Raw genomic sequence first — 17,353 nt, 5'->3', positions numbered from 1 at the left:
TAATAAAGCACTATTTGAATATATTGAAATCTATTATAATCGGATACGCCGTCATTCAGCCAATGGCTGGGTATCACCTGAACAATATGAACAACAATATTACCAAAACGAAAAAATGATAGAGGCAGGCACTGTCTAATATTTTGGCGAGGATCAGAGGCTTCCAGTACTCTAATACCGCGATTGAAACTGCCTTGATGATGGAGGGGACTTTCTCTATGCCGTTACCTGCACTGCAAGGTTTTTTTGAATTGGCTTTCAAGCCAATGGATGTTACACTAATATAGGTAAAAGTTCAAAGACAATTTACACCCAATATAGCAATAAAACAAGAGGGCTATTCGATATTTCGTTATTGACTCGACAGACCTTAAAGTCTTTGGTAAATGTAAAGTAAGAAAGCAGAACATGGCGCAAAGTAGACTTAGCTATTGATGTGGATAACTCACGAAGCTATTAGTACGGAAGCCAGCCTTGTCAATGTTGGCGATATTGAAGTGCAAAGTCTTGCTAGAGCAAATCATAATGAAAATAGGAAACAAATTGGGTAATGCTGCATCTAAAATCGAAGTAAAACCATACTCTTCACTCTATGCCTCTGAAATATGCGATTTGTTTCATTCGTCTATTCATGCTATTGATACCGATATTTACAGCAAAGCACAGCAAGAAGCATGGTGCTCAACACCACCAGATTATCAGAAGTGGTTAGAACGTTTAAATAACACTCAGCCTTGGATGGCTATCTTTGGCTCAAGCCTTACGGGGTTTGTTGAACTTGGAGATGATGGTTACATAGACTGTCTGTATGTGCATCCTGACTTTCAAAAGCGTGGCATAGCTAGAAAACTCTATGACCATGTGCTTGACTTGGCCCACCAGAAAAAGCTTACACAATTAAGTGTAGATGCTTCAAAAGTGGCCATGCCAATTTTCAAAAAATGGGGTTTTAAAATAAAGCGGGCTAACAAAATATCCAGAGAAAATCAGGTACTGATAAATTACTATATGTATAAACTACTTTGATTTTTATTGAGACCTTTGTACAGTAAAGCTTCACTCAAACTAAATTTTTAACCGCGCTTTTTTGAGGCATTTGGGCTTATATTTAGATCTAAATACCTCTAGATAAGTTACTATTTATTGCCATTTCCCTGTTTTAGGCACAACTTTCCTGCTGTACAGATAACCCTCGTTTGATATCAAAGTTCAATAAGCTGCCTGAAAGATGAGCTTAGATTAGTTCTGTCAATGGAGTTTCAAATTAAACCGTATTTACGAAACCAAAGAATAAGTAGAAAACTTTATGAATAGAGGTGGGCACTGTCTAATATTTTGGCGAGGATCAGTTCTTGGCATGATGAATCGAGTTATGGTTGTTTTTTGCAGAATTATTATAACTCACATCATGCCGTCTAAAGAATAATCACGAAAGATCAACACGCCCTAATATTTTTATAATTAATGTTTTTATTATTTAGGCTTTTATCGATTAATGATTTGCATCACTTTGCCAGCCATTTTTAGCTAAAGGAAAGAAACCGACCCCAACCGCAATTAACGCTACAAAAGAGATGTAAATACCAGCACCAAGATAACTATATTGACCTAATAAATGTTCAGGGCTTAATAGATAAATGGTTAATGTTGGTGTAAATGCACTAAATAGCGCATAGGCTAAATTATACGAAAATGACAAACCCGAATAACGAATCGCAGGAGGGAAAGCTCTTGTACCAACTATTGCAGTCATTGCAACAGAACCAATAAATAGCCCAAATACAGCCCAAAGCGAATAAAGTTTAGTTAAGGACATATCTGGCGACAAAGAGCTATAAAATACAATGCTCATAATAGCAAGTCCGCCCCAGTTAATTAGCATTGTTTTGGTTGTACCTATTTTATCTTCTAACCAACCAAAAATAACGCAACCGATAGTCAAAGTTAGTGCAGCAATACAACCACCAATACGCCAATCAAGATTAGCAAAATGGTACATGCCACCTACAATACGACCCGGTGTAATCAAAATACCCACCATAATTGCCGTCGACAACGACCAAGTCAAAAGAGCCACAATTAGGCAAGCTGTTTTATGTTTTTGAAGCACGGTAACGACAGGAATATTCTTTTCAATTGCTTTGCGTGCCGCTAACTCTTTAAAGATAGGTGTTTCAGATAAAAATCGACGTAAATAAACCGAAATAACGCCAAAAATACCACCAATAATAAACGGAATACGCCAAGCATAATCTAAAATATTTACGGTGGTAAAACAAAGATCAATAATGATAGTCACAATAAAGCCAAGTAAAATACCGCCAGTAATACCTGAAGTTAACGTACCGATACCTAAGCCATAACGTTGCTTTGGCACATGCTCAGCAATGAACACCCAAGCTCCTGGCATTTCACCACCAATAGCAGCACCTTGAAGCATACGCATTACTAATAATAACAGAGGTGCAAAAATACCAATCACTTCATAAGTTGGTAAAACACCAATGATAAATGTAGGTAATGCCATCATAGCCACGCTTAAGGTAAACATTCTTTTACGTCCCACTTTATCACCAAAGTGCGCCATAATAATGCCGCCAACAGGACGAACCAAATAACCAGCAGCAAAAATACCCCATGCAAATAAATCTAACGTTAATGGCGATAAAAAATGCGGTAAAAATAGTGGTTTTACAATGGTATCGATGTAAAGCGCATAAATAACAAAATCATAAAATTCTAACGTACCACCCAAAGAGGATAAAACTAACGTTTTAAAATCCTGCCGATTTAATGGTCGAGCACTAGGCTGCCATTCCGCGTTGATTACAGACTGACTCATGGAAAAACCTTATTATTAAATTAAGTTAGAAAATAAAAAATCTATCTTTTATTGATTTAAGTTAAAAACGTGAGATTCATTCTGCCACAAAAAAAAGGCTTTTTTTTCATCATAAAAAAATTTAATGTATGTAACAAAACTACTTATTTGATTTATAATTCAACTAATCGAAGCTTAAAAAATATAAATCACGATAAAGCATAATCAATAATGGATAAATTGGATAAAATTTGATGACAAATAGCAACAAAGTACGCTGTAGTTGGGTTTTGGATGACCCAATATACATTCATTACCACGATAACGAATGGGGCAACCCCCAATATGATAGCCTTAAACTATTTGAAAAAATTTGCCTTGAAGGGCAACAAGCGGGATTATCGTGGATCACTGTTCTAAAAAAACGAGATGAATATCGACGTTGCTTTTTTAATTTTGACCCACACAAAATTATTCAGCTAACGCCTGAAGATATTGAACATCTTTTAAAAAATAAAGGACTAATTCGTAATCGTTTAAAGCTAAATAGCATTGTAAAAAATGCTCATGCTTATTTAAACATGCAAAAAAATGGTGAAGATTTCTCGCCATTTATCTGGTCGTTTGTTGATAATAAACCAATTATTAACCATTTTAATGATAAAAGCGAAGTTCCCGTAAGTACTGATATATCAGAAAAAATGTCAAAAGCGCTAAAAAACAAAGGTTTTACATTTGTTGGTTCTACCATCTGTTATGCTTTTATGCAGTCCATGGGATTAATTAACGATCATTTTGAAAATTGTTATAAAAAATAAAGGAAAAAATGGATGATAACAAAATCAATAAAGTATGGTATAGCCTTAATATTAGCCTATTTCATTATTGCTAACATTGCGATTTATATATCTTCGTTGCAAAAACCAATAAAAAATGCCGATACCTTGGTCGTATTGGGAGCCCAAGTGATTAACACACCAGCCATAGCTTCTTCAACCTTAGCCGAGCGTTTAAATATTGCCATAAATTATTTACAAAATAACCCACAAACCAAAGTTGTTGTTTGTGGCGGACAGGGAAAAAACGAATCTGCAACTGAAGCTAGTGTAATGGCTCAATATTTAATTGAAAAAGGGATCGATGCTAATCGAATTTATCAAGAAGACAAATCAACCCGAACAGCCCAACAATTTATCTATGCAAATCGTATATTACCTTTAGGCAAAACGGTTGTGGTAACCAATGATTTTCATTTATTGCGATCGCTAATGCTTGCTAAACGTTCAGGAATTAACGAAGTATCAGGCTTAGCGGCGCCATTAGATTTGACTAAAAGAGATAAATATATCGCATTAATAAGAGAACCCCTAGCACTAGCAAATTCTTGGTTATTCGACCATCCAAGCGATAGTACCCCCCCTGAAAACCAATTACCCAGTCAACCATCTAACTAGAATTATTGGCGCATCACGGCAAAAGCACGGGTAACTACTGTTTTTGCCCTGCGTCCATGATATCATTAATTATTGAAATTTAAATCAGCTACAGATAAATATGAAATCAGACACAATTGTTGCACAAGCAACACCACCAGGTCGTGGTGGCGTAGGTATATTGCGCATTTCTGGACCCCAAGCCCAAGCCGTGGCTCAGGCAGTATTAGGGCAAATACCCAAACCAAGGTATGCGCATTATCTTCCTTTTTTAGCTACTGATGGTTCAATCTTAGATGAAGGTATTGCGCTGTTTTTCCCAAATCCACACTCTTTTACAGGCGAAGATGTACTTGAATTACAAGGGCACGGTGGTCCAGTTATTTTGGATCTACTTTTAAAGCGTATATTAGAACTTCCTAACATCCGCATTGCAAAGCCGGGAGAGTTTTCAGAGCGTGCATTTTTAAATGACAAGCTAGATCTGGCTCAAGCCGAAGCTATTGCTGATTTGATTGATGCTAGCTCAGAACAAGCGGCAAAATCGGCAATATCATCTTTGCAAGGAGTATTTTCTAAAAAAGTGAATGCCTTGGTTGAATCCTTAATTCATTTACGCATATTTACCGAGGCAGCAATCGATTTTCCTGAAGAAGAAATTGACTTTTTATCTGACGGCAAAATAGAAGCACAGCTTAACCAAGTCATAACTCGTTTAAGCGAAGTTCGCCAAGAAGCTAAACAAGGATCACTGTTACGAGAAGGCATGAAAGTAGTCATAGCAGGGCGTCCTAATGCAGGAAAATCAAGCTTACTAAATGCATTAGCTGGGCGTGAAGCTGCCATTGTGACCGATATCGCAGGCACCACGCGTGATGTACTGCGTGAACATATCCATATTGATGGCATGCCACTACACATTATTGATACCGCAGGTTTACGAGAAGCTAGTGACGAAGTGGAACGAATTGGTATAGAACGTGCTTGGCAAGAAATTGAGCAAGCTGATCGTGTATTATTTATGGTTGACAGCACAACCACAACAGAAACCAACCCAGAAAAGCTATGGCCTGAATTTATTGAACGCTTACCTAAAAATATGCCAGTAACCGTAATTCGTAATAAAGCCGATTTAACAGGCGAAAAGCTAGGATATAGCGAAGTAAACGGCTACTCACTCATTCAACTTTCGGCACGAACAGGCGAAGGCGTTACCTTATTGCGCGAACACCTAAAACAGGCCATGGGCTTTACTAGCAGCACTGAAGGTGGATTTTTAGCACGTCGTCGCCACCTTCAAGCACTTGAAAAGGCAGCCGAGCACTTAAATAATGGTAAACACCAACTAGTCACCTTCCATGCTGGTGAATTGCTTGCTGAAGAGCTAAGATTAGCGCAAGAATCCTTAAGCGAAATCACAGGAGAATTTACTTCTGATGATTTATTAGGCCGTATATTCAGTTCGTTTTGTATTGGTAAATAGGTCAAACTTTAATTCTATGCTAAATAAAGTCTATAAAGCAGAACATTGCCTAGTTGTTGGTACATTCCAATATCAAAATGTGCTGACAACTAAGAAAATCAGCATCTCAAGTAAGAATTTTTTATTATGAACAAACTAAAGCTGGCATGTAATATTTAAATGCATTCAAATAGGCTTTAAACAAAATATAAAATTCCCAAAGATACTTTATAGCGAATTAATTTCAATAAAACAAAAAATTAAATAAAATCAATATCCTACCTGAACGATTTTAGAGTAAGAAACACGCTTTTGGCACCTCAATGTTAATAAGCCTGCCTTATCAGAGCGCCAAAATATACCGATAACAAAGTAAAGCTAGCACGTCAAACTGGGCTGTTTGGCGTGTTTGCGTTTTAGATGTTATCACCAATATTAATCATTCCGTAAAAATCAAAAAGTCCTAAAGCTAACACCCTATTTTAATTATAAAATTAACCTATCTATAAAACCGAATCGTTTTCATCTTTACATTTCTTTACAAAAAAGTCCGCCAAAAAACTAGCCAACTATTTTATAAATGGTTATACTTTCATCGCTGTAGGAAAACAAGCTTATTAAATAAGCGAATAATTATAAAAATTCAAATAAAACAAAATATTACTTGACACGAGGAACGTAATGCATTATCATTTTAGGCACAAGGCACAAGGCACTGGCAAACCTATGTCTTAAATTTATCAAATAATCCTATTCGACGAGTTTTTATACGAAGCTCATTTATATCTTCCAAATCATTATCAAAATTAACCCAAAAAATCTTGTTGGTACTGTTATTAATACTGCATTCATTGAATTTGCAGGCATTAACTAGCAAAACTAGTCGAATGCATAATAATCGTAGCGATGCAATAATTTTGCCTTCATCTATGTTTGTCAACTATGTAAGGCCGAATCTAAGATTTGGTAATAGCCATGATGGTTTTTGGGGGAATAATCACGCAGGCCCACCTAACATATGGGATCCTGATAAAGGTTTTCTTGTTCAGGCAACTAATTTACCCGATTATGAACTTAATTTTCCAACTACGGGCTTAGATGGTTTATATTTTGATTTAGATATAGAAGGAGAAGATGCAAGTCAGTTGACTTGGTATGTTGAAACGGAAGGGGATATAAAAGCAACGGTGAGTTGGACGAGGCCAATCCAATTAGGAGATAGTGATATTTGGATTCCTCCGCATCAGAAATATAACCCTGATTATTATGTTACGCGGGTAACATTACATGGTCCTAGTGCAAGTCCTAGTCAGCGAAATTCAGATTTTCCTAGCCGACTGAAAGTTCCATCTTTGCCACAGACATTTGAATTGGTGGGAACAGATGGTCGTGGCAATGCGGTGAAGTATGGCTTTGTGTTAAAGCAGTGGTTCGTTAGTCGTGGTTTGGACTATTATCATATAGCTGGTTTTTCTGAACAATCAACATGGTGTGATAGTTTAGGTTATAAAATGTCACGGATAAGCGATTTAACCAATGCGAAGTGTGGTGTAGATAGTAATAATTTCCCATGTAAAAATGGCGTAGATGGTGCTACACCATCTTCTGAAGGTGATTTTTATCAACGACAAATTGGTGCTGGATTTTTTACTGAATGGGGTGTTGTGGGCGATTACGGCGAAACCCCCTCCCCCCTGCAGCAGTTATGGACGAGTGAGTTATATATGGTCATGGATGGAGGCGTAATTATGGATACTGGTTTAGATGTTGCTGATGATATGTCTATGTCCCCCCCCCTTGGTGTTATTTGCAGGACACCTTAACTCTTATTTCTTAAAACTTAGGGCACGGGCGTTTATGGTGTAAATAGAGGTAATATAACCAAGAATGAAGCCTGTGAGTTAGTTGGGAACGCTGAACAGGCGCAAGGCTCTAAGCCTTGCGCTTTTGTTATTAAACAACGGTTATTAAATAACAAAAGCGTTTTTCTTAAAAAGCCAAATTCAATGTAATAAAAAAATAACTAGCCTATAATTGTTTTATTTTATTTAAAAATTCAAATAAAAACTTAAATAAAATCAATAGTCTACCTGAGCGATTTTAGAACAAAAAACACACTTATAGCTTCACAATGCTAATATGCTTGCCTTATCGCAGCATCAAAAAGTGCTGATAACGAAGTAAGTTCAGCACGCCAAACTGGGCTGTTTGGCGTGTTTGTGTTTTAGATGTTATCAGCAATATTAATCATTCTGCTTATCTTTACATTTCTTTACAAAAAAATTGCTAAAAAACTAGCTAGTTTTTTTTTAATAGTTATAATTCTATCTATTATGGAAGATAAGCTTATTTAATGAATAAGTAAGTATAAATATAAAGAATTATTTAATGGATGGATCGTAATGCAGTATTATTTTAGACTTCAGCACTGGAAGGTCTATGTCTTAAATCTTTTTAACCATTTAAATCTTAAAAAAAACTTAAAAAATTTTATTTTATCAAATAAATCTGTCGATTCATTTGTATTTGTTTCACGATTAAAATTTATCCCCAAATTTCCAATTCCGTTGTCTTTGCTATTGATGTCGCTATTACCATATTCATTTAGCTTACAGGCATTAATGGTAAGTACATCTAAGGTCATTCATGGTAGTGCGCCGTACTTTACGTTTGAAGGAGGACGAATAAAAGCAACAACGACTGACACGTTATTAGCTATTGAGTTGCCTGATGGTAGTACCATCAGACCATCAACTAATTTATCGAGTCCGACAAATCCGATAACCTTAATTAATGGAAGTGCTTTTAATGATATACACATGGCGGTGCCACAGGGGACAAATTCAATTAGTTTAAATGATTTAATTACTCGAGGTAATTGGGGAGATGATGATGGAGATGGTGATGACAAAGTTACGGCAACGGGAAGTTTGTCGGTTTATTTTGCTGACAAAGATGGTAATGCTGTTAATCGTAGCGATACACTAGATATTTGTAAAGCGCCTTATAAAATAATATTAAGTAGCACAGAAGGTAGTTTAACAACTCAGTATGGAGTGCCAAATAGAAGTGCTTTTGATGATAGTACAGTGCTATATTACATCAAACCGAATTCATCTGGCAGTTGTTACTTTGTGCGATACGTAAGACCAAATCTAAGATATGGTAGTATTACTGATGGTTGGGGGATGGACTTCGCAGGTCCACCTAACATATGGGATTCTAAAGAAGGTTTTCTTGTTCAGGCAACTAATTCATCCGATTATGGACTTAATTTTCCAACTACGGGTTTAGATGGTTTATATTTTGATTTAGGTATTGAAGGTGGAGATGCAAGTCAGTTGACTTGGCATGTTGAGACGAAAGGGGATATAAAAGCAACGGTAAGTTGGAGGAGACCAATCCAATTAAGTGATAGTGATATTTGGATTCCTGAGAGATATCAGGAAGATTATTATGTTACGCGGGTAACATTAAATGGTCCTAGTGCAAGTCCTAGTCAGCTAGATTCAGATTCTCCTAGCCGACTGAAAGTTCCATCTTTACCACAGACATTTGAGTTGGTGGGAACAGATAGCCTTGGTAATGAGGTGAAGTATGGATTTGTGTTAAAGCAGTGGTTCGTTAGTCGTGGTTTGGACTATTATCATATGTTTGGTTTTGTAAAACAATCAACATGGTGTGATAGTTTGGGTTATAAAATGTCACGGATAAGCGATTTAACCAATGCGAAATGCGGTATTTCGTGGCCGATGATGCCGTTTCCATGCGATGCAGATGGTGCTAAACCTTCTTCAGCAGGTAATTTTTATCAACGACGAATTGGTGCTGGATTTTTTACTGAATGGGGTCGTGTGGGCGATTACGGCGAAAAACCTTCCGCCTTGCAATATTTATGGACGAGTGACTTCTATGCGGTTACGGCTGAAGGCATGGTTATGGATTTTATGGGTATGGGTAAAGATTTTATTGCTGGTCTTATTGCTGATGGTCAGGATATGTTCCAATTTCCTGTTATTTGCGCCACACCTTATGAATAGGGTATGGGCGTTTATGGTGTAAATAGAGGTAATATAACCAAGCATGCAGCCTGTGAGTTAGTTGGGACGCTGAACAAGCAATGACTTTTAGCCTAGAGCTTTTATTATTAAACAACGGTTATTAAACCACTGTTATCAAATAACAAAAGCGCTTTTATTAAAAAGCCAAATTCAATATAATAAAAAACAGCCTATAAACGGTTGATTTTATTTAAAAATGCAAATAAAAACTTCAATAAAATCAATAGTCTACCTGAACATTTTTAGAGCAAAACACACTTATAGCACCACAATGCTAATATGCCTGCCTTATCACAGCATCAAAATATACCGATAACCAAGTAAAGCTAGCACGCCAAACTTGGCTGTTGGGCGTGTTTGTGTTTTAGATGTTATCAGCAATATTAACCATTCCGTAAAAGTCAAAAAGTCTGAAATCAGACATCATAATTTAGTTAAAAAATTCACCTATTTTTATAACTGAATCGTTTCTATCTTTATGTTTCTTTAAATTTGTTTACATTTCTTTACAAAAAAGTCCGCTAAAAAACTAGCCAACTATTTTTTAAACGGCTATACTCTTATTGCTATAGGAAAATAAGCGAATAATTATAAAAAATCCAAATAAAACAAAATATTACTTGACACGAGGAACGTAATGCAGTATCATTTTTGGCACAAAGCACAAAGCACAAAGCACAAAGCACAAAGCACAAAGCACAAAGCACAAAGCACTGGCTAACCTACGTCTTAAATTTATCAAATAACCCTATTCGACGAGTTTTTACCCGAAACTTATTTATATCATCGAAATTATCCACAAAATTATTTTTAAAAATCCCATTGGCATTAGTGCCGTTGTTGTTATTGCCGTACTCTTTAGAATCGCAGGCATTATCGGCTACTACTTTTAATTACATTCAGGGTACTGCACCTTATTTAACTTTTGATGGCGGTGTTACTAAAGTGACTAAAACAGAGGACTTATTAGGTATTAAGTTATCAGATGGTCGAACATTCACATTGCAAAATAATTCTTCATCACCGACAGCGCCAATCGAGTTACCTAATGTAGGGGATACCTTGGCTGATATTGAAATGATAGTCCCGCCATCAAGCAACTCAATAAATATAAATGACTTAGTGGCACAAGGTAAATGGAGAGATGATGATGGAGATGGTCAGGGTACAAATGGTGTTACTGCAACAGGGAGTATATCGTTAGCAATAAAGGATAAAAACGGTAGCACGGTTAATCGTAGTGATACATTAAGTCTATGTAATGCACCTTATAAGGTAACTTTAAGTAGTACTGGAGGGAATTTAGCTACGCAGTATGGTGAGCCAAGAAGTAGTACTTTTAGTGGAGGAACAGCGGAGTATTATATCACTTTGCCATCACCGCCCGTTATTTGTGCGGTCAGGCCAAATCTTCATTATGGCACAGGCCGCTATGCCGGCCCAGCTAACATATGGAATCCTTACAAGGGCTTTTTAGTTCAGTCAACAAACCCATCATCTTACGACAGAAACTTTCCTACTACAGGAGCAGATGGATTGTATTTTGATTTGCTTATTGCTGGGGTAGATGCAAGTCAGTTGAGTTGGACAGTTAACACAAGAGGTAGTTTGGGAGCAACGGTGAGTAGGGTTGGTTCAAACACACGGGTAACGTTAAATGGTCCTAAGGCAAGTAGTAGTCAGATAAGCTCAAGTAATCCTGGTTTACTTACACGTCCAGTTTTGCCACAGACCTTCGAGTTGGTGGGAAGGGATAGTAGTGGTAATGAGGTTCGGTATGGTTTTAAGTTAAAGCAGTGGTTCGTCCATCGGGGTGATGAATATGGTACCGTTTCAGCTCAAACAGCATGGTGTAATAGTTTGGGTTATCGGATGCCTGCGGTAAGTGATTTAACCAATGCGGTCAGAAGAGCTAGTCCTCCTATTTCAGGCGCAGCACCTAGTTCATCAGATAATAATTACCAGCGTCACATAGGTGCTGGATTTTTCACGGAGTGGGGCTCCATGGACAACTACACTGATGCGGGCTTCGTCTACAACAACTACTGGACGAGCGACGCTACAGGTAGCTACCAGTTCACTGTCTACTCGTACTTCGGCTACGTCTACAACGACAGCGCTAGCTACAGCACTTACGCTGTTTGCACCGCACCTTAGTTTTTAGCGTTTAGTTCTTAATCCTTAGGGCGCGGAAGGGGGTTACGGTGCTTGAGAGGATAATATAACAAAGAATCAAGCCCCCGCGTAAGTTGGGGCGCTGAGCAGGCAAAGTCTGTGAACCTAGCGCTTTAATGGCAGAAAATCAAAATAGCACCCCGACCGATACGACTTAAAAGCTTGCGCTTTTGCTATTAACTGGCTGTTATTAACAAGTTGTCATTAATAGCTATTATCAAATAACAAAAGCGCTTTTATTAAAAAGCCAAATTCAATGTAATAAAAAACTAGCCTATAAGTGTTTGATTTTATTTAAAAATACAAATAAAAACTTCAATAAAATCAATAGTCTACCTGAACGATTTTAAAGTAAAAAACACACTTATAGCACCACAATGCTAATATGCTTGCCTTATCAGAGCGCCAAAATATACCGATAACCAAGTAAAGCTAGCACGCTAAACTTGGCTGTTGGGTGTGTTTGTGTTTTAGATGTTATTAGCAATATTAATCATTCCGCAAAAGCCAATATGTCCTAAAGCTAATACCCTATTTTAATTATAAAATTCACCTATCTCTAAAGCCAATCGTTTTCATCTTTACATTTCTTTACAAAAAAGTCCGCCAAAAAACTAGCCAACCATTTTTTTAATGGTTATACTTTTATCGTTGTAGGAAAACAAGCTTATTAAATAAGCGAATAATTATAAAAATCTAAATAAAACAAAATATTACTTGACACGAGGAACGTAATGTATTATCATTTTAGGCACAAGGCATAAGCACTGGCAAACCTATGTCTTGAATTTATCAAATAATCCTATTCAATGCGTTCTTGCACGAAACTTATTTGTATCTTCCAAATTATCTCTCAACATATTATCGAAATTGTTCCAAAAAAGCTCATTGGTGCTGGGGCTGTTATTATTGTCATCTTCATGGAATTTACACGCATTAACTAGTAAAAGTGGTCGTGTAAATAATCATCGTAGTGATGCAATAATTTTATCTTCGACGGTGCTTATTGACTATGTAAGACCGAATCTAATGAAAGCTGACAGCCAGTTACCTGCAAGCCCAGTTGATATATGGAATCCTCATAAGGGCTTTTTAGTTCAATCAATTGATCCTGAATCATACAATCTAAATTTCCCGACCACAGGTGCACATAATTTATATTTTGATTTACTCATAACAGGAATAGATGTAAATGAATTGACATGGTTACCTGTCACACATGAGGGAATTACTGCAACAGTGACAAATGTTGTAGCTAATGATAGGTGGATTCCTGATGAAGACAAGGGAAAAGTTTTTCCCCGTGTTAAGCTAACAGGTCCAGTGGCAGGAAATCAATGGGATAATCCGAATCCTAGCCGAATTACTGTACCAAAGTTACCGCAGAAGTTTGAGTTAGTGGGTAAAGATAGTGATGGTAATGAGGTAGTAAGATATGGGTTTGAGTTGAGGCAGTGGTTCGTCAATCGAGGAGATAGAAGAGATACCGCTTTTAACCAAACTACATGGTGTAGCAGTTTGGGTTATCGTATGCCACAAATAAAAGATTTGACTAACGCTGTCTGTGTGGATCATAATCCTTATTCTTCTGATCCTTCCCATTCTAAGTGCAAAAATGCAGTAACTATTGATGCTAAGCTGTCGTCAGGTAATCGGTTTTATCAACGACGAATAGGAGCAGGATTTTTCACAGAGTGGGGAATGATAGACACATTCTTTATCCCCGATGCGGGCTTTGTAGGTTCTGCTTATTTGACCAGTATCCCTTGTTCGGAGGAAAAAAATGGCTTCTTAGCAGTACACATGGGGGGGGGGACCTAGGTATGTGTGGCAAGGATGACGACGTGGCAACCTTGCGTGATCATGTTATTTGCAGTACACCTTAGCTGTTTATCTCTCCATTTTTGAGTTGCAGAGGGGCTGAAGCAGACAACGTATGTGCGCTTTTGTTATTAAGCAGCGGTTATTAAATAACAAAAGCGCTTTTTTTAATCCAAAATCGGTGTAATAAAAAATAGTCAGTCTATAAATGTTTGATTTATTTAAAAACATTAAACATAAGCTTCAATAAAATTAATGGTTTATCTGAACAATTTTGGTGATTTTAAAGTTTTGACTATGTGGTAATAAATTAACTTATTTTTTACTATGAAAATCTATTTTATAACAATCAGATAACTATCAATTTATACAAATCTTAATTTGAATAGATTTAAATAATTCGTAATTCTTTTAGTGATAATTTTATAAACGCATAAAAAATAGGCGCAAAAATTAAACCAATGACACCAAAAAGAGTTTCTAAAAATAGCATCGCAATTAGTAATTCACAGATACCAGCATGGATTTTTGTGCCGACAATTTTAGCATTAAGTACATATTCCATTTTATGGATTAAAATTAAATAAACAATAATTATTATTGAAACAGAAAATGATACGGTAAATGCGACAAAAAAGATTATTGTATTGACAATCAGGTTTCCAATAATTGGAATTAGACCAAAAATAAATGTTGCTAGCACTAAACTTTTACTAAATGGCAAATGAATACCAAACACGGGCAGAATAATAAATAGTAAAATCGCCGTCATTACGGTATTAAATAATGCAATCACAACTTGAGAGATAGCTACATATTGGAAAACCACTACTAATCGGTTTAGGCTGGTTTTCAAGGCTTTAGTCAATGGTCTTTGTGTAATTTGATTATGATCAGCGTTGCGTTGATTTTCTTTATAACCCAGAATTAATCCAATGATCATTCCTACAATTAATATAATTAAATCATGAAACACTTTTTTAATAATAGATTGTAGATAAAACACATGATCTTTAAGGTAAATCATTATAGTTGATTTAACTTCATCTAGATCATCAGGTAAATAATGGGTAATACTTGTTGGTAGACTGCTGATTACATTGTTGACCAGTAATTTCAAATTTGTTAATGTTTCGGTTGGATGCTTGGCCATATCAACAAACCAAGCAAATAAATACCAAAAGCCACCAATAAAAATGCCAATAATTAAAGTGGTAAGTACCAATACCGAAATTAATTTTGACCTATGGCTAAAACGTAGCATTTTTTGTGATAAAAAATCATCTAATTTTTGTGTTAACGTATAGGTTAATAAGCCTGCAATTACTGCAGGCATTAAATGCACTTGCATTAAGATAATGAAACTAACCGAAAATAGCACAAGACAAAACAGCCCTAATTTTTGATTGTTATTAAGTAACATTATTGATTTATTTCCTTTAATAATTAATGCGATATATTAAGTGAGCATATAGGCTGAAAGATAATTATAATGATAAAAATAGGATATTGATACATTTGGGATTTATAAAGTATCAATATTCCATATAAATTATGTTTAATTATTTATTACTATGTAACATGAAGTATATATTAATGTTTTAAATGCTTTTTATTTATAGTGTTGGTAAATAAAGTTTTATTATTCATATAAATAATAAAACTATTATATTAGTAACATGGTTAGTGTCTTTTTTCGCTAAATTTTTCACCGTAAAATACTAAACTACTATTACCTCTTGGCACCGAGTAATGAAATTGTTGGCGCGTGGTCTTATGTTGTTGATGTGTATTTGCTTCGTATTCGGCAAGTTTATGGGCTAGTAATAATTTAGCTAACCGTTTATTGGCATGTTGACTTCGTTCTGTTTGTACTTTAACACTAATCCCCGTCGCAAGATGTGTTGCTCTTACTGCTGATTCGGTTTTATTGACATGCTGGCCACCTGCACCTGATGACTTCATAGTCGTAAATTCAATGCTACTATCTATTATTTGTGAGGGATTTTTTAGGCAAGTAATACCGATAAACCAATTCTTACGTTTATGCGTCGGTCGATACGGACTTTGACAAATCCATTGTATGGTTCCAAGCCAACGTTGAATTAATTGTTCACTTTGTAAACCTTCAACCGAAATAAGGACTGATCGAAATGTATTGGGGTTATCACCCAATACGTTTTCGACAATTTCGGTTGTTACCGATAATTGTCTTGCCTCATCTAAGAATTTTGTTACTGCTTTGGAAACAGCTAAAGTGCACTCGGCAGGTCCTCTGGCAGATGAAAAAAAGAGTAATGCCATTAATGACCTCCTTGTGTTTTATAGTTCAATATTGGCGTAAGCTGTGCAATGACTTTAACAATATTGACTTGTTGCATAGACTCAATCACACTATCGATTGATTTATATGCTTGTGGGGCTTCTTCATAAATTAAGCGACTATCTTCACAAATTATGCGAGTACCTAATTTAGTTCTTTTTAACTCTTGCATTGAATAACGATTATCTAACTTACCTTTACAATCGGTTCGTCGCCATTTACGCCCTGCGCCATGAGCTAATGACATAAGTAGGTCTTCACTCTTTATTGGTTCGACTAAATAGCTATAATCCCCTCGCGATCCTGGCACAATCACTAGTTCATCCGTAGCTGAAGAGGCTCCTTTACGATGTAACCAATAGTTTTGTTTCGAAAACGTTACTTTTCCAGAAAGTTATGGCACACATTTAACACTTCTGTCCCTTGAGTATTCAGATTTTTCATTAATCTTTCAGCAACAGTTTGGCGATTTAATGTTGCAAACGCCACGGCGTTGTCATGTTTAGTTAGATAGTTTAATGCTTCTGAACTATTTTCAGGCAGACCTTGATAACCAAAGCATGATATTTGATTTTGTAAAATTTGATGTCCTAATCCTCTTGAACCACTATGTACTAATAAAAATAATTTTTTAGCATTAAGTTGATAATGATTAAATAACTGTTCATCAAAAATCTTACTAACCTTTTGTAATTCAGCAAAATGGTTACCACCGCCAATTGTGCCAAGATTATATTTGTGCCGTATATCTGGTTGATCAATATTGCCGATTTGCCGTTCTAGTTTATCTACGCTTAGTTTGGCAATATTAATTTCTGTTTGCCAAAATCCCATACCACAACCAATATCACTGCCAATTAAAGCAGGGTAAATGATTTCACGACTTAAATAAGCCGCCCCAATAGGATAGTCTTTTCCTGGATGAAGATCTGGCATACCAACAACTTTAACCATATTTGGTAAATTTGCAGTTGTTAGTAATTGCTCAATAGCTAAACCTTCGATCCATGTATTTTTTGATGCTATATATGACACTTTGTCAGATAGCATCTGTATAGAATTGTCCATATATCAATCCATTTAATAAGTATTATTGTTTTTGGTTTACCCTGAGGATGTATAAAGACTATTGTTTTGAAAAAATCATATGCAAGAAAGATATGTTGAAGGTGAAAGCTTACTTAAAATTTTACTTAACACCTAACTCTTTAATAGTGATTAGATCACAATAAATTTATTCTTTTCAAACATTATTTT

Annotated in this window: 12 protein-coding genes and 2 pseudogenes; 10 read left to right on the top strand and 4 right to left on the bottom strand. The window is 36.0% G+C overall.

Going from position 1 to position 17,353, the window contains the following annotated elements; genetic code table 11:
- The 3 genes and pseudogenes from A9G32_RS12810 to A9G32_RS07275 all read left to right on the top strand — a co-directional run.
- Positions 1–139 (top strand): IS3 family transposase (locus A9G32_RS12810; RefSeq protein WP_141672886.1); only part of this gene is annotated, 139 nt, incomplete at its 5' end.
- A 10-nt stretch (positions 140–149) separates the two neighbouring features.
- Positions 150–500, top strand: a pseudogene (locus A9G32_RS13385) (transposase); the annotation flags it as partial.
- 25 nt (positions 501–525) lie between these two features.
- A complete protein-coding gene (locus tag A9G32_RS07275; protein ID WP_176701332.1) occupies positions 526–1,026 on the top strand; it encodes a GNAT family N-acetyltransferase in 501 nt (166 codons plus the stop codon).
- 466 nt (positions 1,027–1,492) lie between these two features.
- On the opposite strand, the gene A9G32_RS07270 is transcribed toward A9G32_RS07275, so the two are convergent.
- Positions 1,493–2,842, bottom strand: a complete 1,350-nt coding sequence (locus tag A9G32_RS07270; protein WP_065589464.1) for an MFS transporter — start codon at positions 2,840–2,842, stop codon at positions 1,493–1,495.
- Positions 2,843–3,075: 233 nt separating this feature from the next.
- On the opposite strand from A9G32_RS07270, the gene A9G32_RS07265 reads away from it, so the two are divergent.
- From A9G32_RS07265 to A9G32_RS07235, 7 genes are all read left to right on the top strand, one after another.
- Entirely contained in the window at positions 3,076–3,639 is a 564-nt protein-coding gene (locus A9G32_RS07265; protein ID WP_065589465.1) for a DNA-3-methyladenine glycosylase I, read from the top strand.
- A gap of 12 nt (positions 3,640–3,651) precedes the next feature.
- Positions 3,652–4,275: a YdcF family protein gene (locus tag A9G32_RS07260; RefSeq protein ID WP_065589466.1), complete on the top strand. Its 624-nt coding sequence runs from the start codon at positions 3,652–3,654 to the stop codon at positions 4,273–4,275.
- Positions 4,276–4,375: 100 nt separating this feature from the next.
- Entirely contained in the window at positions 4,376–5,737 is a 1,362-nt protein-coding gene (gene mnmE, locus A9G32_RS07255; protein ID WP_065589467.1) for a tRNA uridine-5-carboxymethylaminomethyl(34) synthesis GTPase MnmE, read from the top strand.
- Between the two features lie 866 nt (positions 5,738–6,603).
- Positions 6,604–7,539 (top strand): hypothetical protein, encoded by a 936-nt coding sequence (locus A9G32_RS07250; protein WP_065589468.1) that lies wholly within the window; start codon positions 6,604–6,606, stop codon positions 7,537–7,539.
- Between the two features lie 579 nt (positions 7,540–8,118).
- Complete coding sequence (locus A9G32_RS07245) at positions 8,119–9,756, top strand: hypothetical protein (RefSeq protein ID WP_065589469.1); 1,638 nt, start codon at positions 8,119–8,121, stop codon at positions 9,754–9,756.
- A 672-nt stretch (positions 9,757–10,428) separates the two neighbouring features.
- Complete coding sequence (locus tag A9G32_RS07240) at positions 10,429–11,934, top strand: hypothetical protein (protein ID WP_065639634.1); 1,506 nt, start codon at positions 10,429–10,431, stop codon at positions 11,932–11,934.
- Positions 11,935–12,861: 927 nt separating this feature from the next.
- A complete protein-coding gene (locus tag A9G32_RS07235) occupies positions 12,862–13,773 on the top strand; it encodes a hypothetical protein (RefSeq protein WP_065589471.1) in 912 nt (303 codons plus the stop codon).
- Positions 13,774–14,164: 391 nt separating this feature from the next.
- Here A9G32_RS07235 and A9G32_RS07230 read toward each other — a convergent pair whose 3' ends face one another.
- The 3 genes and pseudogenes from A9G32_RS07230 to A9G32_RS13635 all read right to left on the bottom strand — a co-directional run bounded on the left by A9G32_RS07230 (position 14,165) and on the right by A9G32_RS13635 (position 17,164).
- Entirely contained in the window at positions 14,165–15,196 is a 1,032-nt protein-coding gene (locus A9G32_RS07230) for an AI-2E family transporter (RefSeq protein WP_065589472.1), read from the bottom strand.
- A gap of 260 nt (positions 15,197–15,456) precedes the next feature.
- Positions 15,457–16,077: a peptide chain release factor H gene (gene prfH, locus A9G32_RS07225; RefSeq protein ID WP_065589473.1), complete on the bottom strand. Its 621-nt coding sequence runs from the start codon at positions 16,075–16,077 to the stop codon at positions 15,457–15,459.
- A pseudogene (locus A9G32_RS13635) lies at positions 16,077–17,164 on the bottom strand (RNA ligase RtcB family protein). The gene prfH and the pseudogene A9G32_RS13635 overlap by 1 nt, the downstream one beginning before the upstream one ends.
- Positions 17,165–17,353: the final 189 nt, after the last annotated feature.

The sequence above is a fragment of the Gilliamella sp. Gris3-2 genome (genome assembly GCF_001690345.1).
Classification (GTDB): Bacteria; Pseudomonadota; Gammaproteobacteria; order Enterobacterales; family Orbaceae; genus Gilliamella; species Gilliamella bombi.
Note: the sequence above shows the minus strand (reverse complement) of the source record. Positions and strands in the feature narration are given on the sequence as shown.